The sequence below is a fragment of the Ruegeria sp. AP11 genome (assembly GCF_056535865.1).
In genome coordinates this window covers 1553235-1574325 of record NZ_JBQFJB010000001.1, presented here as the reverse complement: position 1 = coordinate 1574325, position 21091 = coordinate 1553235, and the positions used below count along the sequence as shown (strand labels likewise).

Annotated in this window: 20 protein-coding genes; 11 read left to right on the top strand and 9 right to left on the bottom strand. The window is 60.5% G+C overall.

Translation table 11 applies throughout. The features are described 5' to 3' along the window. Position 1 precedes the first annotated feature (1 nt). The 3 genes from hemW to rph are packed head-to-tail and all read right to left on the bottom strand — an operon-like array spanning position 2 to position 2470. Positions 2 to 1156, bottom strand: a complete 1155-nt coding sequence (gene hemW, locus ACR3E4_RS08130; protein WP_480534930.1) for a radical SAM family heme chaperone HemW — start codon at positions 1154 to 1156, stop codon at positions 2 to 4. Beyond that, positions 1146 to 1760: an RdgB/HAM1 family non-canonical purine NTP pyrophosphatase gene (gene rdgB, locus ACR3E4_RS08125; RefSeq protein ID WP_480534932.1), complete on the bottom strand. Its 615-nt coding sequence runs from the start codon at positions 1758 to 1760 to the stop codon at positions 1146 to 1148. The genes hemW and rdgB overlap by 11 nt, the downstream gene beginning before the upstream one ends. Then, positions 1757 to 2470 carry a ribonuclease PH gene (rph, locus tag ACR3E4_RS08120; protein WP_170712218.1) on the bottom strand — a complete coding sequence of 238 codons (714 nt, stop codon included), beginning with the start codon at positions 2468 to 2470 and terminating at the stop codon, positions 1757 to 1759. The genes rdgB and rph overlap by 4 nt, the downstream gene beginning before the upstream one ends. 112 nt (positions 2471 to 2582) lie before the next feature. Here rph and hrcA point away from each other — a divergent pair, with 112 nt between their 5' ends. Both hrcA and ACR3E4_RS08110 read left to right on the top strand, forming a co-directional pair. Beyond that, positions 2583 to 3647 (top strand): heat-inducible transcriptional repressor HrcA, encoded by a 1065-nt coding sequence (gene hrcA / locus ACR3E4_RS08115; RefSeq protein WP_480534934.1) that lies wholly within the window; start codon positions 2583 to 2585, stop codon positions 3645 to 3647. A 10-nt stretch (positions 3648 to 3657) separates the two neighbouring features. Then, entirely contained in the window at positions 3658 to 4221 is a 564-nt protein-coding gene (locus tag ACR3E4_RS08110; protein WP_480534936.1) for a nucleotide exchange factor GrpE, read from the top strand. A gap of 58 nt (positions 4222 to 4279) precedes the next feature. On the opposite strand, the gene mutS is transcribed toward ACR3E4_RS08110, so the two are convergent. Further along, on the bottom strand, positions 4280 to 6895 hold the full coding sequence (mutS, locus tag ACR3E4_RS08105; protein WP_480535070.1) for a DNA mismatch repair protein MutS: 2616 nt from the start codon (positions 6893 to 6895) through the stop codon (positions 4280 to 4282). Between the two features lie 113 nt (positions 6896 to 7008). Here mutS and ACR3E4_RS08100 point away from each other — a divergent pair, with 113 nt between their 5' ends. Genes ACR3E4_RS08100 through ACR3E4_RS08090 form a run of 3 tightly spaced genes read left to right on the top strand, consistent with a single transcriptional unit; the run spans position 7009 to position 11343 of the window. Further along, entirely contained in the window at positions 7009 to 8211 is a 1203-nt protein-coding gene (locus tag ACR3E4_RS08100) for an ATP-binding protein (RefSeq protein ID WP_480534938.1), read from the top strand. A gap of 3 nt (positions 8212 to 8214) precedes the next feature. Next, a complete protein-coding gene (locus ACR3E4_RS08095; RefSeq protein ID WP_480534940.1) occupies positions 8215 to 10470 on the top strand; it encodes an NADP-dependent malic enzyme in 2256 nt (751 codons plus the stop codon). Between the two features lie 3 nt (positions 10471 to 10473). Continuing rightward, positions 10474 to 11343, top strand: coding sequence for a ribokinase (locus tag ACR3E4_RS08090; protein ID WP_480534942.1), 870 nt, complete (start codon positions 10474 to 10476; stop codon positions 11341 to 11343). Here ACR3E4_RS08090 and msrA read toward each other — a convergent pair. The 3 genes from msrA to ACR3E4_RS08075 form a co-directional block, all read right to left on the bottom strand. After that, positions 11340 to 12011 (bottom strand): peptide-methionine (S)-S-oxide reductase MsrA, encoded by a 672-nt coding sequence (gene msrA, locus ACR3E4_RS08085; protein ID WP_480534944.1) that lies wholly within the window; start codon positions 12009 to 12011, stop codon positions 11340 to 11342. The genes ACR3E4_RS08090 and msrA overlap by 4 nt on opposite strands. A gap of 105 nt (positions 12012 to 12116) precedes the next feature. After that, complete coding sequence (locus ACR3E4_RS08080) at positions 12117 to 12398, bottom strand: SCP2 sterol-binding domain-containing protein (RefSeq protein WP_480534946.1); 282 nt, start codon at positions 12396 to 12398, stop codon at positions 12117 to 12119. A 133-nt stretch (positions 12399 to 12531) separates the two neighbouring features. Next, the gene (locus tag ACR3E4_RS08075) at positions 12532 to 13758 is read right to left on the bottom strand and encodes an argininosuccinate synthase (protein ID WP_480534948.1); all 1227 of its coding nucleotides are present in this window, start codon (positions 13756 to 13758) and stop codon (positions 12532 to 12534) included. Between the two features lie 139 nt (positions 13759 to 13897). Here ACR3E4_RS08075 and ACR3E4_RS08070 point away from each other — a divergent pair, with 139 nt between their 5' ends. Beyond that, positions 13898 to 14665: a hypothetical protein gene (locus ACR3E4_RS08070; RefSeq protein ID WP_480534950.1), complete on the top strand. Its 768-nt coding sequence runs from the start codon at positions 13898 to 13900 to the stop codon at positions 14663 to 14665. 58 nt (positions 14666 to 14723) lie between these two features. Continuing rightward, complete coding sequence (gene ilvA / locus ACR3E4_RS08065) at positions 14724 to 15950, top strand: threonine ammonia-lyase IlvA (protein ID WP_480534952.1); 1227 nt, start codon at positions 14724 to 14726, stop codon at positions 15948 to 15950. Between the two features lie 18 nt (positions 15951 to 15968). On the opposite strand, the gene ACR3E4_RS08060 is transcribed toward ilvA, so the two are convergent. Further along, complete coding sequence (locus ACR3E4_RS08060) at positions 15969 to 16310, bottom strand: Hpt domain-containing protein (protein ID WP_480534954.1); 342 nt, start codon at positions 16308 to 16310, stop codon at positions 15969 to 15971. 142 nt (positions 16311 to 16452) lie between these two features. Between ACR3E4_RS08060 and ACR3E4_RS08055 the strand changes: the two genes are divergently transcribed. Continuing rightward, on the top strand, positions 16453 to 17727 hold the full coding sequence (locus ACR3E4_RS08055; RefSeq protein ID WP_480535071.1) for a PP2C family protein-serine/threonine phosphatase: 1275 nt from the start codon (positions 16453 to 16455) through the stop codon (positions 17725 to 17727). Here the strand turns inward: ACR3E4_RS08055 and ACR3E4_RS08050 are convergent. Beyond that, positions 17724 to 18167: an NUDIX hydrolase gene (locus ACR3E4_RS08050; RefSeq protein WP_480534956.1), complete on the bottom strand. Its 444-nt coding sequence runs from the start codon at positions 18165 to 18167 to the stop codon at positions 17724 to 17726. The two genes, ACR3E4_RS08055 and ACR3E4_RS08050, sit on opposite strands and share 4 nt — an antisense overlap. A 77-nt stretch (positions 18168 to 18244) precedes the next feature. On the opposite strand from ACR3E4_RS08050, the gene hslO reads away from it, so the two are divergent. The 3 genes from hslO to ACR3E4_RS08035 are packed head-to-tail and all read left to right on the top strand — an operon-like array spanning position 18245 to position 20971. Continuing rightward, positions 18245 to 19231, top strand: a complete 987-nt coding sequence (hslO, locus tag ACR3E4_RS08045; RefSeq protein WP_480534958.1) for an Hsp33 family molecular chaperone HslO — start codon at positions 18245 to 18247, stop codon at positions 19229 to 19231. Next, the gene (locus tag ACR3E4_RS08040; protein ID WP_480534960.1) at positions 19221 to 19820 is read left to right on the top strand and encodes a CoA pyrophosphatase; all 600 of its coding nucleotides are present in this window, start codon (positions 19221 to 19223) and stop codon (positions 19818 to 19820) included. Before hslO ends, ACR3E4_RS08040 begins: the two co-directional genes overlap by 11 nt. After that, a complete protein-coding gene (locus ACR3E4_RS08035) occupies positions 19817 to 20971 on the top strand; it encodes a CCA tRNA nucleotidyltransferase (protein WP_480534962.1) in 1155 nt (384 codons plus the stop codon). Before ACR3E4_RS08040 ends, ACR3E4_RS08035 begins: the two co-directional genes overlap by 4 nt. Positions 20972 to 21091 lie beyond the last annotated feature (120 nt).

The window sequence follows — 21091 nt, the reverse complement described above, 5'->3', positions numbered from 1 at the left end:
TCTACTCCAACAATTCCCGGATAACGGCATTCAGAATTGCACGCCCATCGGCGGTTGCGCGCAATCGGTTATTTTCGATGGAAATCATGCCTAATTCAGTCAGAGACCTGAGCTTGGCCTGCGCTAAAGTTGCGCCCGACAGCACATGGTATCGATCTACATCTAGGCCTTCGGAGATTCGGAGACACATCATAAGGTATTCAGCAGCTTGATCCTGTACGCTAAGCTCTGATCGATGGCTTTCCCCGGAACCGTCCTTGGCGGCATTGAGCCATTTTGACGGGGCCAGATGCGTCTCGGTCGCGAATTTATGACCGTTCAGCGTGACCCGCCCGTGCGCGCCGGGGCCGATGCCGACATAATCTCCATAGCGCCAATAGATAAGGTTGTGCTGGGATTCCGCGCCGGGACGGGCGTGGTTTGACACCTCATAGGCGGGCAGGCCATGCGCTTCGCAAATCTCCTGCGTGGCCAGATACATATCGGCGGCGTTGTCGTCTTCGGGCAGGCCACGCAGCTTGCCTACCGCATAACGGTCGCCAAAGGCCGTGCCGTCTTCGATGGTCAGCTGGTAGAGAGACAGGTGATCAACGGCCATCGAAAGCGCTTCGGTCAGTTCTGCGCGCCAGTCGTCCAGCGTTTGGTGCTGGCGCGCATAGATCAGGTCAAAACTGACGCGATCAAAGCAAGTGCGGGCAATGTCGAAGGCCGCGCGCGCCTCGGCGACGGTATGAATGCGGCCCAGACGGCGCAGGTCTTCGTCATTCAGGGCTTGCACGCCCATTGAGATACGATTGACCCCCGCGTCACGATAGGCTGCGAACCGCCCGGCCTCGACCGAGCCGGGATTGGCCTCAAGCGTGATTTCCATGTCATTGGCGGGCCGCCAGAGGGCGCGGGCGGCATCGATGATGGCAGCGACGGTTTCAGGGGCCATCAGCGATGGCGTGCCGCCGCCGAAAAAGACCGTGTTCAACACCCGGTCCGGCGTTTCAGCGGCAGAGCGGTCCAGTTCGCTCAGATACACTTCAAGCCATTGTTTATGATCAATATTTTTTGAAACATGACTGTTGAAATCGCAATAGGGGCACTTGGCCTCGCAAAAGGGCCAATGCACATACAGGCCAAAGCCCCCGTTGTGCCAATCATCCGTCAAAACAGCCTTTCACGAACATCTCCACCGCGCGTCCGCGATGGCTGATCTTGTTCTTTTCCCAACGATCCATCTCGGCAAAGGTAATGTCATGGCCGTCGGGGACAAACATCGGGTCATAGCCGAACCCGTCTTTGCCGCGGATCGGCCAGGTCAGATGGCCGGGGGCGATGCCCTCGAACACCTCGTCATGACCGTCGGGCCAGGCCAGTACCAGAGTGCACCGGAATTGCGCGGTGCGCGGATGCGGGGCGTTCTTCGCCTCCAGCTCGGTATGCGCACGGGTCATCGCCATCAGGAAATCGCGGCCATTGCCGGTTTCGGCCCAGTCGGCGGTGTAGACCCCCGGCGCGCCGTCCAGCGCGTCGATGGTGATGCCGGAATCGTCCGACAGCGCAGGCAGGCCGGTGGCCCTGGCAGCGGCGTGAGCCTTGATCCGGGCATTGCCGACAAACGTGTCCTCGGTTTCTTCCGGTTCAGGCAGGTTCATCTCACCCGCACCGACAACGGTCACGCCAAAGGGTTCCAGCAGATGCGCCATCTCCTCAAGCTTGCCTTTGTTGTGGGTGGCCACCAGCAGCCTGTCGCCGTCGAACCTGCGGGTCATGCGGTGGCGGCCTTTTGCGCGGCAGCCAGTTCGCCCACACCTTTTTCTGCCAGATCCATCAGCTGATCCATCTGCGCGCGGCTGAACACCGAACCCTCAGCGCTCATCTGCACTTCGATCAGCTTACCCGAGCCGGTCATGATGAAATTGCCATCCACGCCGGCCTCGCTGTCTTCGGGATAGTCGAGATCAAGAACCGGCTGACCGGCATAGATGCCGCAGGACACGGCGGCGACCGGATCGACCAGCGGATCGGAAATCACGTCGCCCGCCTTCATCAGCTTGTTCACAGCCAGACGCAGCGCCACCCAACCGCCGGTGATCGAGGCGCAGCGGGTGCCGCCATCGGCCTGAAGCACGTCGCAGTCCACGGTGATCTGCCGTTCGCCCAATGCAACCCGGTCCACGCCTGCGCGCAGGGCACGCCCGATCAGGCGCTGGATTTCCACCGTGCGGCCGCCTTGCTTGCCCGAGGCCGCCTCGCGCCGCATCCGGGTATTGGTGGCGCGGGGCAGCATGCCGTATTCGGCAGTGACCCATCCCAGACCCGAGCCCTTGATGAAGGGTGGCACGCGATCCTCGATGGTGGCGGTACACAACACATGAGTGTCGCCCATCTTGATCAGGCAAGACCCTTCGGCATGTTTGGTAAAGCCCGTCTCGATTGAAACGGCGCGCATTTCGTTTAGATCACGTCCAGAGGGTCGCATGGGAATTCCTTTATCTACTGGGTTGGGGATAACGCCCCGCAGCGTTACGATGCAACCCCGATTGACCTTTCATTTGCCTGCGATTTAATGACGATCCAGCAGGGGGCCGCCGATGAGCGAAGCGAGCAAAATTCTGAACGAGATGAATGACCGGTCGCGCGAAGTGTTCCGGCTGATCGTCGAGAGCTATCTGGACAGCGGCGAGCCCGTCGGCAGCCGCACCCTGACCCGCACCCTGTCGGAAAAAGTCAGCGCCGCGACCGTGCGCAACGTGATGCAGGATCTGGAGTTTCTGGGCCTGCTCGACAGCCCGCATGTCAGTGCGGGCCGGATTCCGACGCAACAAGGTCTGCGCATGTTCGTGGATGGCTTGCTTGAGGTTGGTGATCTGGGCGCAGATGATCGGCAAAAGCTGGATGAGACTTTAGGCTCTAACGCAGGCGATGTGGGCGGGATGCTGGACCGGGTCGGCTCAGCCCTGTCACACGTGACACATGGCGCGTCGCTGGTGTTGACGCCCAAGCATGAGGCAGAAATCAAACATATCGAGTTTGTTTCGCTGGCGCATGACCGTGCGCTGGTGGTGCTGGTGTTCTCGGACGGTCAGGTGGAAAACCGCCTGTTCACACCGCCGCCGGGGCAGACGCCCAGCTCGATGCGCGAGGCGGCGAATTTCCTGAACGCATTGATCGAAGGCCGCACCCTCAGCGAAGTGCGCCGTCAGATGCAAAGCCAGATTGCCGCGCGGCGGCAGGAGATCGACGTGCTGGCACGCGACATGGTCGAAAGCGGCATGGCGGCCTGGGACGGTGACGGGGGCGACTCGGCCCGGTTGATCGTGCGCGGGCGGGCGAATCTGCTGGGTGAGCCCGGTCAAGCCGAAGAGCTGGACCGAATCCGCACCCTGTTTGACGATCTGGAACGCAAACGTGACATCGCTGAATTCCTTGAATTGACCGAAGAAGGCGAGGGTGTGCGCATTTTTATCGGCTCTGAGAACAAACTTTTCTCACTTTCGGGTTCCTCTTTGGTGGTGTCTCCATATATGAACGCTGATCGTAAGATAATCGGTGCGGTTGGGGTCATCGGGCCCACACGTCTGAATTACGGACGGATCGTGCCGATCGTGGATTATACGGCGCAACTGGTCGGCAAGCTGATATCCGACCGGAGCTAGAGGGTAAGAGATGGCAGAGCCCAAGAACGAAGATTTTCTGGACGATATCATGGCGGCCGAAGCGGAAGAGCTGGCCGAGGAATTTGCTGAGATCAGCGAAGAGGCGCTGGAGCTTGATGAGCTGCGCGCCGAGCGGGACGATTACAAAGACAAGTTCATGCGCGCGTTGGCGGATGCAGAGAATGCCCGTAAACGCGGCGACAAGGCGCGTCGGGATGCCGAGCAATATGGCGGATCGAAACTGGCCCGCGACATGCTGCCGGTTTACGACAACATGAAACGAGCGCTTGAGGCCGCGACCGATGAGCAGAAAGAGGTTGCCGCAGGTCTGCTGGAAGGCGTGGAACTGACCATGCGGGCGCTGAAGGACGTGTTCCAGAAGCACGGGATCGAGGTGATCACGCCCCAGGTCGGCGACCGGTTCGATCCGAACGTGCATGAGGCGATGTTCGAGGCACCCGTGCCGGGAACCCGTGCCGGTGACATCATTCAGGTCTCGGCCGAAGGGTTCATGCTACATGACCGCTTGTTGCGTCCGGCGCAGGTTGGCGTGTCCTCGACGCCCGCAAGCTGATTGGCCTCTGCGAGGCCAAGCCTTCGGCGAGAGTATTTTTGAAAAGATGAAGGGGCGGTCAGGATCTGACCGCCTCTTTCAGTTTGTAGATGAGGTCAAGGGCTTCGCGTGGGGTGAGTTCGTCGGGCTGGATGTCGGCCAGCATGTCGGTGACGGGTGACGCCTTGGGTGCGGGCGGCGGTGGCGGCGGCGCGGCGGAGAATAGCGGCAGATCGTCGATCAGGGCCTTTTGCTTGCCGCCTTCGCGTTCGGTTTTCTCCAATTGGTCCAACACGATGCGGGCGCGGTCAACGACGGATGCCGGCAGGCCCGCCAGTTGCGCCACCTGCACGCCGTAAGAGCGGTCGGCGGCGCCCTTGTGCACCTCGTGCAGGAAGATCACCTCGCCTTCCCATTCCTTGACCGCGACGGTGGCGTTGTCGACGCCTTCCAGTTTGCCGGCCAGTGCGGTGAGTTCGTGGTAGTGGGTGGCAAACAGCGCTCGGCATTGGTTGGCCGCGTGCAGATGTTCCAGCGTGGCCCAGGCGATGGACAGGCCGTCATAGGTGGCGGTGCCGCGCCCGATTTCATCCAGGATCACCAGCGCACGGTCGTCGGCCTGATTCAGGATGGCGGCGGTTTCCACCATTTCGACCATGAAGGTCGAGCGGCCCCGCGCCAGATCGTCCGACGCGCCGACGCGGCTGAACAACTGACTGACGACGCCGATGTGCGCCTGTTCCGCCGGGACGTAGCTGCCCATCTGGGCCAGCAGCGCGATCAGGGCGTTCTGGCGCAGGAAAGTCGATTTACCGGCCATGTTGGGACCGGTCAGCAGCCAGATCGCCGCGCGCTGATCAGCAGTCAGGTCGCAGTCATTGGCGATGAAAGCATCGCCGCTTTGCTGGCGCAGCGCGTATTCCACCACCGGGTGTCGACCGCCCTGCACATTGAAAGCGCGCGAGGTGTCGACCTGTGGGCGGCACCAGTTCTCTCCGCGCGCCAGATCGGCGAGGGCGGTGCTCAGGTCCAGCTCGGCCAGCCCTCGGGCGGCCTGATTCAGTCGGGCAGCGAGGGTCAGTATTTCGCTGGAAAGCCTTTGATAGAGCCGCTTTTCGATCTCCAAGGCCAGATTGCCCGCATTCAGGATTCGGGTTTCGATCTCGGACAGTTCGACAGTGGTGAACCGGACCTGATTGGCGGTTGTCTGTCGGTGAATGTAGGTTTCGCTGAAGGGTGGGTTCAGCATTTTTTCGGCATGGGTGGCCGTGGTTTCGATGAAATAGCCCAGCACGTTGTTGTGCTTGATTTTCAGCGACTGGATGCCGGTATGTTCCGCATATTTCTGCTGAAACCCGGCAATGACCGAGCGGCCTTCGTCGCGTAGGGTGCGGGCTTCGTCCAGTTCGGTATCATAGCCGGGGGCGATGAAACCGCCGTCGCGGGCCAGCAGGGGGGGCTCGGCAATCAGGGCCTCGTCCAACAGGGTCAGAAGGTCATCGAAGCCGACAAGGTTCTGCACGGCGGCGGCCAGCAGGACGGGCAGGTCCTGAGTGCTGCAGGTTTCGGCGATGGCCGCCGCTTGGGTCAGGCCGTTGCGGATGGCGGCCAGATCGCGGGGGCCGCCGCGATCAAGTGACAGGCGGGACAGGGCGCGGTCCAGATCGGGGGTTTTGCGCAAGGTCTCACGCAGGTCCGAGGTGGTCAGGCTGTCTTCGGTCGCAAATGTCACCGCATCCAGTCGGGCATGGATCACATCCAGATTGCGCGACGGGCTGGACAGGCGCTGCTCCAGCAACCGCGCTCCGCCCGGGGTGACGGTGCGATCGACCACCGACAACAGCGATCCGGCGCGGCCACCGGACAGCGACCGGGTCAGTTCCAGATTGCGGCGCGTGGCGGCGTCGATCTGTACCACGCGGTCTTCGGATTCCTTTAGCGGCGTTTGCAGCAGGGGCAGTTTGCCCTTCTGAGTGATCTCCAGATAGTCGATCAGCGCACCCATGGCCGAGACCTCGGCGCGTCCGAAGGCACCGAAGGCATCCAGCGCGCCCACGTGAAACAGCCCGCAGATGCGCTTTTCCGCAGCCGTGCTGTCGAAACTGGCGCGCCCGATGGGGGTCAGCGAGATGCCCAGATCGCGCACCGGTTCGTGCAGTTTATCCTGTAGCCCGTCGGCCACGATCAGCTCGGACGGGGCCAGCCGCGCCAGTTCCGGGCTGAGCCGGACCGAGGTCAAAGGCATCACGTGAAACGCGCCGGTCGAGATATCGGCCCAGGCCAGCGCGGCCTCATCCCGAACTTCGGAATAGGCGGCCAGAAAGTTGTGGCGGCGGGCTTCCAGCAGGGCGTCTTCGGTCAGCGTGCCGGGGGTGACCAGACGCACGACATCGCGCCGAACCACAGATTTAGAGCCTCTTTTTTTCGCCTCCGCCGGGCTTTCCATCTGTTCACAGACGGCCACACGGAACCCTTTGCGGATCAGCGTCAGCAGATAGCCTTCGGCGGCATGCACCGGAACGCCGCACATCGGGATATCGTCGCCATTGTGCTTGCCGCGCTTGGTCAGGGCGATGTCCAGCGCCTCGGCGGCGTTGACGGCGTCTTCGAAGAACATCTCGTAGAAATCGCCCATACGATAGAATAGCAGGGCGTCGGCATGGGCCTCTTTGATTTCCAGATATTGTGCCATCATTGGTGTGACACCACTGGATTCTGATTTTGCCATTGACCATCCTACCTAAACTTGGCGAAATTATCGAAATTATTTGCATTGCAACTAATTTCAGTAACTTCTAACACTTCGACATGGATCAGATTACCAATCCTTACACGCCCGGTGCCGGGACACCTCCGCTTGTACTTGCCGGACGTGACGACATCTTGCAAGCCGCCGAGACTGCGCTGAAGCGGATCAAGATCGGGCGTCCGGGCAGATCGCAGGTGTTTTTGGGCCTGCGCGGGGTCGGCAAGACCGTGCTTCTGAACCACGTCTTCAATGTCGCCGAAGACGAAAACTTCTTCACCGTCAAAATCGAAGCCCCTGAAAACGGTGATTTTGCCCAGCGATGCTTTCCGGAGCTCAAACGTATCCTGCTGCGCCTGAGCCCGCAGAAAAACCTGCGGCATAAGCTGGACAAGGCGGGAACCGCGATGCGCAACTTTGCATCGGTGTTCCAGTTGTCCTTCGAAGGGTTTGAGTTCGGTGCAACGGCCAGCCCGGGAATTGCCGATACAGGTGATTTTGAAACTGACTTTTCCGAAATGATGCGCCTGGTGCTGGAGGCGGCGCAAGCTGCCGACCGGCACGTGGCACTATTTGTGGATGAAGTGCAGTATCTGTCGTCGGAAGAATTGGCTGCAATCACCGTCACCTGCCATGATGCGGCGCAGCGGCGGTTGCCTTTTGTGTTTTTTGGGGCCGGTCTTCCACAGATTGCCAAGCTGGCCGGGGATGCAAAATCCTATGCCGAGCGGTTGTTCGAATTCCCCGAGGTCGGATCCCTGGACAATGAAGCTGCGACCGAGGCGCTGGTGAAACCTGCCCGCGATGAAGGCGCAGACTATAACCCGGATGCAGTTCAACAGGTTCTGGATCGATCCAGGAATTACCCCTATTTTCTGCAGGAATGGGGATCACATATTTGGATTGCAGCAGAGACATCCCCCTTTACAATCGAGAATGTCAAAGAGGCCGAGCAATCCCTGATCCGGCACCTGGACGCCAGTTTCTTCCGCGTGCGGTTTGATCGGTGCAAGCCTGTGCAGCAGAAATATCTGCGGGCAATGGCGGAATTGGGTCCGGGGCCCTACGCGACCGGTGATATCGCAGCCGCATTGGGATGTGAGCCGTCGCAGGTTGCAGCCACACGTGCCCAGCTGATCCAGCTTGGCATGATCTGGAGCCAGCGACATGGTGAAACCGCATTTACCGTGCCGCTCTTTGACGAATTCATGAGACGCCAGATGCCCGAACTGGTTAAACACACGCCCAAGAAACGAAAGTCGTAGCCCATGCCCAAAACGAAAATCACCAAAGAAGAGGCACTGGCCTTTCACCTGGACCCGACACCCGGCAAGTGGGAGGTGCAGGCCACCGTTCCCATGACCACTCAGCGCGATCTGTCGCTGGCCTACAGCCCCGGTGTCGCTGTTCCATGTGAAGCAATCGCCGAAGCGCCCGAGACCGCCTATGACTATACCAACAAGGGCAATCTGGTCGCGGTGATCTCAAACGGGACGGCGGTGCTGGGCCTTGGTAATCTGGGCGCGCTGGGCTCGAAACCGGTGATGGAGGGGAAATCCGTCCTGTTCAAACGCTTTGCCGATGTGAACTCGATCGATATCGAACTGGATACCGAGGATCCGGATGAGTTCTGCCGCGCCGTGCGGCTGATGGGGCCGACCTTTGGTGGCATCAATCTGGAAGACATCAAAGCGCCCGAGTGTTTCATCATCGAACAGCGCCTGAAGGAAGAGATGGATATCCCGGTCTTCCACGATGACCAGCATGGCACCGCGGTGATCTGTGCGGCAGGTCTGCTGAATGCGCTGCATATCTCGGGCAAGAAGATCGAGGATGTGAAGATCGTTCTGAACGGGGCCGGGGCTGCGGGGATTGCCTGTATCGAACTGCTCAAGGCGATGGGGGCGCGGCATGAGAACTGCATCGTCTGCGACACCAAGGGGGTGATCTATCAGGGCCGGACCGAAGGCATGAACCAGTGGAAATCGGCCCACGCGATCACCACCGATCTGCGCACGCTTGAGGATGCGATGAAAGGGGCCGATGTGTTCCTTGGCGTTTCGGTCAAGGGCGCGGTGACGCAGGATATGGTGGCCAGCATGGCCGACAATCCGGTGATCTTCGCCATGGCGAACCCTGATCCGGAAATCACTCCGGAAGAGGCCCACGAAGTGCGGGTGGACGCCATCGTCGCCACCGGGCGCAGCGACTATCCCAATCAGGTAAACAATGTTCTGGGCTTTCCCTACCTGTTCCGTGGCGCGCTGGACATCCACGCCCGCGCCATCAATGACGAGATGAAGATTGCCTGCGCCCACGCTCTGGCCCGTCTGGCGCGCGAGGATGTGCCGGATGAGGTGGCGATGGCCTATGGCAAGTCGCTGACCTTCGGGCGTGATTATATCATCCCGACGCCGTTCGATCCGCGTCTGATCCACCGGATCCCGCCCGCCGTGGCCAAGGCGGGTATGGATACCGGCGCGGCGCGGCGTCCGATCATCGACATGGACGCGTATGAGCTGAGCCTGAAATCCCGCATGGACCCGACCGCCAGCATCCTGCGCGGCCTGAACGCCCGGGCGCGTCAGGCGCAAAGCCGGATGATCTTTGCCGAGGGCGACGACCCCCGCGTCTTGCGCGCCGCGGTCACCTATCAACGGTCGGGCTTCGGCAAGGCGCTGGTGGTCGGCCGCCCCGAAGAGGTCAAACAAAAGCTGGAAGAGGCCGGTTTGGGTGATGCGGTGCGTGAACTTGAGGTGGTGAATGCCGCCAACACTACGCATTTGGAAACCTACAAGGATTTCCTCTACCAGCGCCTGCAGCGCAAGGGGTTCGACCGCAAGGATATCCACCGGCTGGCGGCGCGCGACCGGCATGTGTTCTCGTCCCTGATGCTGGCGCATGGCCATGGCGATGGTCTGGTGACCGGGGCCACGCGCAAATCGGCGCATGTGCTGGACCGGATCAACCATGTGTTCGACGCCGACGCAGCCCATGGCGCGGCGGGTGTGACCGCACTGTTGCATAAGGGTCGGATCGTTCTGATCGGCGATACGCTGGTGCATGAATGGCCGGATGAAAACGATCTGGCCAATATCGCCGAACGCTCGGCTGCTGTCGCCCGCCATATGGGGTTGGAGCCCCGGGCGGCCTTTGTCAGCTTTTCGACCTTCGGCTATCCGGTCTCGGAACGGGCCGAGAAAATGCACCGTGCACCGGCGGTTCTGGACCAGCGCGGCGTCGATTTCGAGTATGAAGGCGAGATGACCGTGGATGTCGCCCTGAACGTGGATCAGCAAGAGGGCTATCCGTTCTCGCGTCTGACCGGACCGGCCAATATCCTGATCGTCCCGGCGCGGCACTCGGCCTCGATCTCGACCAAGCTGATGCAGGAAATGGGCGGCGCCACGGTGATCGGCCCCATCCTGTCTGGCGTCGACAAGCCGATTCAGATTTGCTCGACCGTGTCGACGGCGAATGACATCCTGAACATGGCCATTCTGGCCTCCTGCGATATTGGATAGACCATGACAATCTGGAACCTGGGCTCGATCAATGCCGATATGGTGTATGCGCTGCCGCATTTGCCGGAAGCGGGTGAAACCCTTGCGGCCAGCAGGCTTGATCGGTTTCTGGGCGGTAAGGGGGCCAATATGTCGGTGGCTGCGGCCCGCGCAGGTGCGCCGGTATCGCATATCGGCGCGGTTGGGCCGGATGGGCGCTGGGCGCTGGATCGGCTGACCGAATATGGAATCGACACACGCCGTATCGCCGAGGTGGATATCCCGACAGGTCACGCGATCATCGCCGTGGATGCGCAGGGCGAAAACAACATCATCCTGTTTCAGGGTGCCAATCACGCGATCACCCAGGATCAGATCGGTCAGGCGTTGTCATCCGCCGCACAGGGCGATCTGCTGGTGATGCAGAACGAAACCAACCTGCAGGTCGAAGCCGCGCGCATGGGGCGCGAGCTGGGCTTAACGGTCTGCTATGCCGCCGCGCCGTTTCAGGCTGAGGCCGCGCAGGCCGTGCTGCCCTATCTGGATTTCCTGATCCTGAACGAGGTCGAGGCCGAGCAGTTGCGGCAGGCCACCGGTCAGGATGTCGCCGACCTAGGCGTCCGGCATGTGATTGTCACGCTGGGGTCCAAGGGCGCGCGGTATTACAATCAGGGTACAGCCTCGGATTTTCCGGCGCACAAGGTTGAGGCGGTGGATACCACCGGGGCGGGCGATACCTTCACCGGATATGTTCTGGCCGGTATGGACCGGGGGATGCCGATGGAACAGGCCATCCAACAGGCAAACCGCGCCGCAGCCCTGATGGTCACGCGGCACGGCACGGCGGATGTCATTCCCGACCTGAAAGAGGTGCGGGACGCACGGTTCGATTAGGATCCGGCAAAGGGTGCATCACTGCCCCACAACTGCCTGACGCGGGCGTCACGGCCGCAGGCGTTGCGATAGGCCTTGTATGCGCTCTTTTGCCGTTTGGGGCCAAAGCGCGTGAACACCAGCTTGTCGCCCTTGTAGTAATCCTGATGATATTCCTCGGCCGGGTAGAACGCGCCTTCCTGCAGGATCGGGGTTACCACAGTCTGGCCAAGCGCGGCCTGCGCATCAGCCTTGGCCTTTTCGGCCAGCGCTTTTTCGCCTGTGTTAGAGACGAAAATAGCCGTGCGATAGCTGTCGCCCCGGTCGCAGAACTGACCTCCGGCATCGGTGGGATCGACCGAGCGGAAGAACATGTTCAGCAGCGTTTCACGGGAGACACGGGCCGGGTCAAAGGTGATCTGCACCGCCTCGTAATGGCCGGTATTGCCACCGGTGACCTGCTTGTAAGTTGGGTTGGCCGTCTTGCCACCGGTAAAGCCCGAGATGGCCCCGACCACGCCGGGGACGGATTCGAAATCGGATTCGACGCACCAGAAGCAGCCGCCAGCCACCGTCAGCGTTTCGGTTCCTGCCGCTGGCGCAGGCAGGGCGCGCAGCATCGCGGTCAGCAGGATCAGAACAAACAACAGAGAGGGTTTGATGCAGTCAAGGTAAACGGTCCGGGTCATGGCAGGTCTCCTTCCGGGACAAAGCTGCCCCCAGTTTCGCCGTGTTGCAATGCGCTGACATCGTTTGTCACGGGCTGGTGAGACGAGTTTATCCGTGAACGCGCGTTACCCCAGCAACTGCCCCAGCTTCATCGCCACAGCCATATTGCCGGAAACCTTCAGCTTACCCAACGCAACACCGGTCATCGGGTTCAGCTTGCCGGTCAGCAGTTTGGTGAGGTTGTCGCGCGAGAGACGGATGGTGCAATCAGTGTCGCGATCCTGTGTCGAGGCCATATTGTCGGCCAGAACAATCACCCCATCCTCGCCGCAGTCGAATTTGAGCGATCCGTCAAAGCTCTTGCCGTTCAGGCCTTTCTGAATACCCTCGGCGATCTCTTGCAGCATGGTGTTCCTCCCTGATTGACCCACGCGTAAGGGCAAGCCCGCGCGATGCACAAGCCTGACCTGACGGGAACCGCGCAAAGAAAGACCCCGGTGCCTGATCGGACACCGGGGCCGTATCTTGAATTGAGGTTGCTTACTTGCTCAGCCGCTTGTCGCGCGCCGCCAGCAGTTTCAGGCGCAGCGCGTTCAACTGAATGAAGCCTGCGGCGTCTTTCTGGTCATAGGCGCCGGCGTCTTCCTCGAAGGTTACATGCGCCTCGGAATAGAGCGAATGATCCGACCAGCGGCCGACGGTCGAGGCCAGACCTTTATACAGTTTGACGCGGACGGTGCCGGTGACGTGTTCCTGCGAGCGGTCGATGGCGGCCTGCAGCATCTCGCGCTCGGGCGAGTACCAGAAGCCGTTATAGATCAGCTCGGCATATTGCGGCATCAGCTGGTCTTTCAGATGCATCGCGCCGCGGTCCATGGTGATCGATTCAATGCCACGGTGCGCTTCCAGCAGGATGGTGCCGCCCGGTGTTTCATAGATGCCGCGCGACTTCATACCGACAAAGCGACCTTCGACCAGATCGAGGCGGCCAATGCCGTGCTTGCCGCCATATTCGTTCAGCTTGGTCAGGATGGTTGCGGGGCTCATCGCCTCGCCATTGATGCTGACCGCGTCGCCTTTTTCAAAGCCGATCTCGATGAATTCCGGATCGTTCGGTGCGTCTTCGGGGTGGACGGTGCGCTGATAGACATAGTCCGGCGCCATATCGGCGGGGTCTTCCAGAACCTTGCCCTCGGACGAGGTGTGCAGCAGGTTGGCATCGACCGAGAAGGGCGCCTCGCCACGCTTGTCCTTGGCAATCGGGATCTGGTTCTGTTCGGCAAACTCCAGCAGCTTGGTACGGCTGGTCAGGTCCCATTCGCGCCACGGCGCAATGACCTTGATCTCGGGGTTCAGCGCGTAAGCCGCCAGTTCGAACCGCACCTGATCGTTGCCCTTGCCGGTCGCGCCATGGGCGACAGCGTCAGCACCGGTCGCCTCGGCAATCTCGACCAGACGTTTCGAGATCAGCGGACGTGCAATCGACGTGCCCAGCAGATACAGCCCCTCATACTGCGCATTGGCGCGGAACATCGGGAAGACGAAATCGCGGACGAATTCCTCGCGGATATCCTCGATATAGATGTTCTCGGGTTTGATCCCCAGCAGCTCGGCCTTTTTGCGAGCGGGCTCAAGCTCTTCACCCTGACCCAGATCGGCGGTGAAGGTCACGACCTCACAGCCATACTCGGTCTGCAGCCATTTCAGGATGATCGAGGTATCAAGGCCACCGGAATAGGCCAGAACAACTTTCTTGGGCGCGGACATCTGATTTCCCTTTGTACGTAGAACGACTGGCCCCTAGCGGGTTTTGGACGTGGGGGCAAGCGGCGTGCATTGACGCAGGGCGGGAATTGCGGTGAAACGGGCGGATAGAGAACAAGGATTGGTTGAGAGGGCGGTATTCATGCTGGGGCTGGAGATTTTCGTACATTCGGTGAAGATGGTTTTGAGGAACCTGAAGCAGGCGCTGCAAATTTCAGTTGTGCCTGCGATGATTGGTGGCGTTCTGGTCATTGGACTGTTCTTTCTTTTTGGTATCCCGTTTGAAGAATTCGACAGCGAAACCACCGGATTGCCCGCTGGTGTAACATCCGGGGCTTTCCTTGGGTTTTTGCTGAGCCTCATGGCAGCTGTTTTTGGCGTCATGCTCTGGATTGTCGTGTCCTGGCATCGGTTTGTGTTGCTGGAAGAATACCCAACCGGTCTGGTACCGCCTTTCAGATTCGATCGGGTTCTTGCCTATTTCGGGCGTCTTGTGATGTTGGGCCTTCTGGCCCTTGTCATAATGATCCCTGCATCGGTGATCATGGGGATGCTGGCGCAAGGTTCTGCGGCAATGGGAATACTGTTCTGGATCGCACTCGTCATTTTTCTGACCATCGGTTTCTATCGGGCGTCACCCATTCTTCCCAGCGCTGCAATTGGAAGGCCGATCAAGTTGACTGAGGCTTGGCAGGCGACCTCGGGCGCGAGTGGAGCAATTGTTCTTTTGGTTATCTTATCGATGTTGTTTCAGCTCATGCTTCAGTTTCTGGCGTCGTTGCTGCTCTTCATTCCGATCATCGGTGTTTTGATCGTCGTGTTTGCGTCCATGTTGATCCTTCCGCTGATAAACGTCAGCATCCTGACAACGATTTACGGCGTCTTCATCGAAAAGCGCGAACTCGCCTGACGCCCGTACACATATGTATTCCTTGCCCTTTCGTTGGTGATGGGGCAGGGAAACCGGCATGAGTGATTTCATGACCCGCGCCCGCGCTGCCGAACAGGCGATGCGCTCTGTGTTTCCGGCAACGCCACTGCAGCGGAACGCCCATCTGTCCGACCGTTATGGCGCCGATATCTGGCTGAAACGCGAAGACCTCAGCCCGGTGCGATCCTACAAGATCCGGGGCGCGTTCAACGCCATGCGCAAGCAGCAGGGGCAGGACCTGTTCGTCTGCGCCAGCGCCGGCAATCACGCGCAGGGCGTGGCCTATATGTGCAAGCATCTGGGCGTGAAGGGCGTGATCTTCATGCCCGTCACCACACCGCAGCAGAAAATCCAGAAAACCCGCATCTTCGGTGGCGACAATATCGAGATTCACCTGATCGGCGATTATTTTGACGACACTCTGGCCGCTGCGCAGGCCTGGTGTGCCGAACAGGGCGGCTATTTTCTGTCTCCGTTTGACGATGCCGACGTGATCGAGGGGCAGGCCTCATTGGCGGTCGAGATCGAGGCGCAGCTGGGCGGCGTTCCGGATCATGTTCTGCTGCCGGTTGGCGGCGGCGGCATGTCGGCAGGGGTGGCAAACTGGTTCGGGGACCGTACCCATTGCCTGTTTGTCGAACCCGCAGGTGGGGCCTGCCTGCGCGCCGCGTTGGCGGCGGGACATCCGGTGTCACTGGATCATGTCGACACGTTTGTCGACGGCGCGGCGGTGGGCCGGATCGGAGAGAAACCGTTCGAGTTGCTGAAATCGCGCCATCTGTCGGATGTGCTGACCCTCTCGGAAGATCGCATCTGCGCCACGATGATCGAAATGCTGAATGTCGAAGGCATCGTGCTGGAACCCGCCGGCGCGCTGGCGGTCGAGGCGATCGCGGATGTGCAAAGCTTTATCCGGGGCAAAACCGTGGTCTGCGTCACCTCGGGCGGCAATTTCGATTTCGAACGTCTGCCCGAGGTCAAGGAGCGCGCGCAGCGCTATTCCGGCGTCAAGAAATACTTCATTCTGCGCCTGCCGCAGCGCCCCGGTGCGCTGAAGGAGTTTCTGAATATCCTTGGCCCCGAAGACGATATCGCCCGGTTCGAATACATGAAGAAATCAGCGCGCAATTTCGGCTCGGTCCTGATCGGGATTGAAACCCGCAAGCCCGAGAATTTCATGCGCCTGTTCGCCCATCTGGACGAGGCCGGGTTCACCTATACCGACATCACCGAAGATGAAACTCTGGCGCAATTCGTGATCTGACCGCGAAACCGATCCCGGTCAGACATCCTGTGCATGCAGGTTTTCGGCCAACCCCGCCTGAAATGCCTGCCTTGATACGTCATAGGCCGAGATGATCTGTGGCAGGTCCACCGCAGCCCCATCCCCGGCTGCCGCGCGGCGTTCACCGTCTTGGCACAGCTTGGAAAAACTGTCGAAACCCAGGCTCAGCGCGCTGCCTTTCAGGAAATGCAGGTTCTGTTCGATCTCGGATCGCGCGGTATCCGCGCGTATTTTTGCGATCACCTCCTGCACCTCGTCCAGAAAAATCTCGACCACCTCATCGAATTCATCCGCGCCAACCTCGTCGCGCAATTGTCTGACTCTGGTCCACTCAATCATGCCACCCTCTTGCGGTTGCCTATTGCTAACGCGCTGCGGGTAAAGATGCGGTTAAGCCATAAGCCCGGGATTTTTCACCAGATGTTAAGCCAGCGCCCGTAGCGTTGCGACAATTGGGATGTTGAACAAACGCAGGGATTCCATGGTGCCGGACGTCAATCAGTCAGACAGCCGGGTCGAGCTGGATTTTGGCGCGATCCGAAAGGTTCTGGTTGTGGATGACAGCCGGTTGCAGCGGCGGATTCTCGTGGCCTCGCTCAAGAAATGGGGGTTCGAGGTGCTCGAGGCCGATACCGGCGAAGCGGCGATTGATCTGTGCGCCGGTGATCCGCCCGATCTGGTCCTCAGCGACTGGGTCATGCCGGGGATGAGCGGGCTGGAATTCTGCCGGACGTTCCGTGGGCTGGAGACGGAACAATACAGCTATTTCATCCTGCTGACGTCAAAAAGCGAAAAGCAGGAAGTGGCGAAAGGGCTGGATGCGGGCGCGGATGATTTCCTGATAAAACCGCTTGAGGCAGACGAACTGCGGGCGCGCATCTCGGCCGGGGCGCGAATTCTGGACATGCAGCGCGAGCTTTCCGAGAAGAACCGCATGATCGAGACCGCTTTGAATGAGCTGAAACTGGCCCATGACGCCATCGACAAGGACCTGATGCAGGCGCGCAAGATACAGGATTCGCTGGTACCCGAACTGTCGGGTCAGTTCGGCAAATCCCGTGTCAGCCTGCTGCTGAAACCTTGCGGCCATATCGGGGGCGATCTGGTCGGAATGTTCTCGCCCGGAGTCAACCGGATCGGGTTCTACAGCATCGATGTCTCGGGTCACGGCATCACATCGGCGATGATGACGGCGCGGCTGGGTGGATATCTGTCCAGCACTTATTTCAACCAGAATGTCGCGATGGAGCGGCGGTTCAACAAGTTCTACGCCCTCCTGCCCCCGGAAGAGGTTGCGGCGCTTCTGAACGCGCGCCTGATTGCCGATACCGGGGTCGAGGAATACTTTACCATGGTCTATGCCATCGTTGATCTGCGCAATGGCCATGTGAAGATGGTTCAGGCAGGTCACCCACACCCCCTTTTACTGCGCGCCGATGGCAAATCCGAATTTCTCGGGGAAGGCGGGTTGCCGATCGGCCTGCTGCCGGATGTCTCGTTCCGGCAATGCGAAACCTATATGCAGCCGGGCGACAAGCTGCTGCTCTATTCGGACGGGTTCACCGAATGCCGCCTGAAAGATGGCACCCTGCTGGATGATGACGGGCTGCGCGACATGGCCCTGGATTGCCTGACCGAGAATGTGGGTTCAGAATTTCTGGACGACATGTTCTGGCGCCTGACGCAGGTCATGTCCCCGAAACACGGGCTCGAGGACGATGTCTCGGCCGTGTTCTTCGAATATAACGGGACCTAGAACCCCTGCAGGTGCCGCTGCGCGAAAAAGGCATCCCCCTCATTGCCCAGCATATGCACCGCGTCTGTGGTTTCCATCCAAATGGCTTCGTGAATGGGCTCGGTCGGCGGACCCATGCGGCGGACAGGGCGGGCGCGGTAGATCAGGCAGATTTTCTCGGCCCACAGATCGTATTCGGGCATGTAGGTAAAACGCCGAAACGCACCGATGCGACGGGGCGCGGCGATCAGCCAGCCGGTTTCCTCGTATACTTCGCGGTGCAACGCGGTGATTGGGGATTCGCCCGGATCGATGCCGCCGCCGGGCAGTTGCAGATCGGGGCCGGGTTCCAGCTGACAGGTCAGCAGCAGGCGATTGCCTTGTGGCAGCAGTGAATAGACGCCGACCCGCCGTGTATATGTTCGCCCGGCTTCGGGGCTTTCACCGAACCGCCTGATCATGTATGGCCCCTTTCAACCCAATTTGTTCGACCTATATGGTGGCGGTATGCCAACCCGTGGCGTGTAAGGAAACCCTCATGTCTCTTGGAACCAAAATCGCGTGGGACGATACCGTCCTGCCCTTTCAACTCGACGTATCGGACATGCGTGGCCGCGTGGCCCGGCTGGATGGCGTGCTCGACGGCATCCTGAAGCAGCATGACTATCCCGAGGTGGTCGAGGCGCTGGTGGCCGAGATGGCCCTGCTGACCGCCTTGATCGGACAGACGGTTTCGCTGCGTTGGAAGCTGTCGCTGCAGGTGCAGTCCAAGGGTGCGGTGCGGATGATTGCAACCGACTACTATGCGCCGCAGGTCGAGGGCGAGCCTGCGCAAATCCGCGCTTATGCCAGCTTTGATCCGGATCGGCTGACCGATGCCGCGCCCTTCGATCAGGTGGGCGAAGGGTATTTCGCCATCATGATCGACCAGGGCGAGGGCACGCAGCCCTATCAGGGCATCACGCCGCTGGCCGGTGGATCTCTGAGCGCCTGTGCCGAAGCCTATTTCGCGCAGTCCGAGCAGCTGCCGACCCGGTTCTCGCTGAGCTTCGGCAAATCGACCGAGCCGGGCGTCGGTGAACACTGGCGCGCCGGTGGCATCATGTTGCAGCACATGCCCAAAGCCTCGCCTTTCGCCGCCTCCGGTGAAGGGACCGGAGAGATTCTGACCGCCGCCGATCTGGTGGATGGTGAAGAAGGCGAGAACTGGGGCCGCGTCAACATCCTGCTGGATACCGTGGACGATCTGGAACTGATTGGCCCGTCGATTGCGCCGACCGACCTGCTGGTACGCCTGTTTCACGAGGAAGGGCCCCGCGTCTATGACGCGCAGCAGGTTCAGTTCGGCTGCACCTGTTCTGAGGACCGCGTGCGCCAAAGCCTATCGATCTATTCGGCGCAGGACATCGAGAAGATGACGACCGATCATGGCACCGTCACCGCCGACTGCCAGTTCTGCGGCGCGCATTACGTGCTGGACCCGGCCACCGTCGGGTTCGAGGCCGAAGGTCCGGATGGCGCGTGATCTGATCTCAGACCTGACGGCGGCGCTTGGCCGCGATGGTTCGGGCTCCAGCGATTTTGATCTGAACCCCGAGACGGTGCTGCCTGCGGGGCGCAAATTGCGCCCTGCAGGTGTGTTGGTGCCGGTTTCTCTGACCCATGACACGCCCCGACTGATCCTGACCAAACGGTCTTCGGCGTTGAAACATCACCCCGGCCAGATCGCCTTTCCGGGCGGCAAACAGGACGAGGGCGATGCCGATGTCACCGCCACCGCACTGCGCGAGGCGCAGGAAGAGATCGGGTTGCCCCCCGGTCTGCCGCGTATTCTGGGCCATCTGCCGACACATGAAACGGTCACCTCGTTCTCGGTGACCCCCGTTGTTGCGGTGCTTGAATCCCGCTTCGACACGGTGCCCGAACCCGGAGAAGTCGACGAGGTCTTTTCAGTTCCGCTTGCGCATGTGCTGAACCCGGCGAATTATGTCGTCGAGTCGCGCCGTTGGCGCGGTCAAAGACGGTATTATTACGCCGTGCCCTACGGTCCCTATTACATCTGGGGCGCAACGGCGCGGATGCTGCGAGGGCTGGCGGCGCGGATGAGCGAATGATGCGGATCACCGAAGACTGGATCACCGAACCGGCAACGCAGAAAGTGTGTGCCGCGCTGACCGAAGGCGGGGCACAAGCGCTGTTTGTCGGCGGCTGCGTGCGCAACGCGTTGCTTGGGGCTCCGGTCTCGGACATCGATATTGCGACCGATGCACGCCCTGAAGGGGTGGTGGAACTGGCGCAGAAAGCCGGGTTGAAACCGGTGCCGACCGGGATTGATCATGGCACGATCACTGTGGTCAGCAGCGGGATCCCGCATGAGATCACCACATTCCGCCGCGATGTCGAAACCGATGGTCGCCGCGCTGTCGTGGCCTTCTCCGACAGGGTGGAAGAAGACGCCGCGCGCCGCGATTTCACCATGAATGCGCTTTATGCGCGGCCCGACGGCACGATCCTTGACCCATTGAACGGGTTGCCGGACCTGCAGGCGCGCCGGGTGCGCTTCATCGGCGAGGCGCAGGATCGCATCCGAGAGGATTATCTGCGGTCGCTCAGATATTTCCGCTTTCACGCCTGGTACGGAGATGCGGATGAAGGGTTCGACACCGCCGCGCTGTCTGCAATAGCCGCAAATTTGGACGGATTAGAGTCACTTTCGCGCGAACGGGTCGGGGCCGAGATGCTGAAGCTTCTGGCTGCGCCCGACCCGGCACCTTCGGTCGCGGCCATGCGCAGCACCGGCGTTCTGGCACAGCTTCTGCCCGGCGCGGATGACCGGGCGCTGGCGATACTGGTGCACCTGGAAAAGGACGCGCAGGCAAAACCCGAAGCGATTCGCCGTCTGGCTGCAATTGTCCCGCCCGAATTGGCCAAGACCCTGCGTCTCAGCAAGGCGCAGCTGCAGCGCCTGACCCGGATGCGGGATGAGGCCGCGGCGACAACCAGTGTCGCAGAACTGGGCTATCGCTATGGCGCCGAAGGTGGCCTGCACGAAACGCTGCTGCGCTGCGCCTTTCTGGAGCAGCCCTGGTCCGACGATCTGAACCGTGCCTTGAAACAAGGGGCCGCCGCCAGTTTCCCGATCAAGGCGGTCGATCTGATCCCCGCCTTCTCAGGTCCTGCGCTGGGCGCAAAACTGGCCGAGCTCGAGGCGCGATGGATTGCCTCGGATTTCGCGCTCAGCCGCGAAGATTTGCTGGCGCATTAGCAGGAAGTCTCAAAAAGGGATGACAAACCCGATTTGATTTGGCAGGGTGCGCCTGTCTCATGTTGGAGGGAGGAATGCGAATGTATTACGGGATCTGGTTCGGCTAAAGCCCGGAACACG

Excerpts from the sequence above, each read along its gene's own strand:
- rdgB (WP_480534932.1), bottom strand. The coding sequence starts at position 1,760 with ATGACCCGCAGGTTCGACGGCGACAGGCTGCTGGTGGCCACCCACAAC.
- rph (WP_170712218.1), bottom strand. The coding sequence starts at position 2,470 with ATGCGACCCTCTGGACGTGATCTAAACGAAATGCGCGCCGTTTCAATC.
- hrcA (WP_480534934.1), top strand. The coding sequence starts at position 2,583 with ATGAGCGAAGCGAGCAAAATTCTGAACGAGATGAATGACCGGTCGCGC.
- ACR3E4_RS08110 (WP_480534936.1), top strand. The coding sequence starts at position 3,658 with ATGGCAGAGCCCAAGAACGAAGATTTTCTGGACGATATCATGGCGGCC.
- mutS (WP_480535070.1), bottom strand. The coding sequence starts at position 6,895 with ATGATGGCACAATATCTGGAAATCAAAGAGGCCCATGCCGACGCCCTG.
- ACR3E4_RS08100 (WP_480534938.1), top strand. The coding sequence starts at position 7,009 with ATGGATCAGATTACCAATCCTTACACGCCCGGTGCCGGGACACCTCCG.
- ACR3E4_RS08095 (WP_480534940.1), top strand. The coding sequence starts at position 8,215 with ATGCCCAAAACGAAAATCACCAAAGAAGAGGCACTGGCCTTTCACCTG.
- ACR3E4_RS08090 (WP_480534942.1), top strand. The coding sequence starts at position 10,474 with ATGACAATCTGGAACCTGGGCTCGATCAATGCCGATATGGTGTATGCG.
- msrA (WP_480534944.1), bottom strand. The coding sequence starts at position 12,011 with ATGACCCGGACCGTTTACCTTGACTGCATCAAACCCTCTCTGTTGTTT.
- ACR3E4_RS08080 (WP_480534946.1), bottom strand. The coding sequence starts at position 12,398 with ATGCTGCAAGAGATCGCCGAGGGTATTCAGAAAGGCCTGAACGGCAAG.
- ACR3E4_RS08075 (WP_480534948.1), bottom strand. The coding sequence starts at position 13,758 with ATGTCCGCGCCCAAGAAAGTTGTTCTGGCCTATTCCGGTGGCCTTGAT.
- ACR3E4_RS08070 (WP_480534950.1), top strand. The coding sequence starts at position 13,898 with ATGCTGGGGCTGGAGATTTTCGTACATTCGGTGAAGATGGTTTTGAGG.
- ilvA (WP_480534952.1), top strand. The coding sequence starts at position 14,724 with ATGAGTGATTTCATGACCCGCGCCCGCGCTGCCGAACAGGCGATGCGC.
- ACR3E4_RS08060 (WP_480534954.1), bottom strand. The coding sequence starts at position 16,310 with ATGATTGAGTGGACCAGAGTCAGACAATTGCGCGACGAGGTTGGCGCG.
- ACR3E4_RS08055 (WP_480535071.1), top strand. The coding sequence starts at position 16,453 with ATGGTGCCGGACGTCAATCAGTCAGACAGCCGGGTCGAGCTGGATTTT.
- ACR3E4_RS08050 (WP_480534956.1), bottom strand. The coding sequence starts at position 18,167 with ATGATCAGGCGGTTCGGTGAAAGCCCCGAAGCCGGGCGAACATATACA.
- hslO (WP_480534958.1), top strand. The coding sequence starts at position 18,245 with ATGTCTCTTGGAACCAAAATCGCGTGGGACGATACCGTCCTGCCCTTT.
- ACR3E4_RS08040 (WP_480534960.1), top strand. The coding sequence starts at position 19,221 with ATGGCGCGTGATCTGATCTCAGACCTGACGGCGGCGCTTGGCCGCGAT.
- ACR3E4_RS08035 (WP_480534962.1), top strand. The coding sequence starts at position 19,817 with ATGATGCGGATCACCGAAGACTGGATCACCGAACCGGCAACGCAGAAA.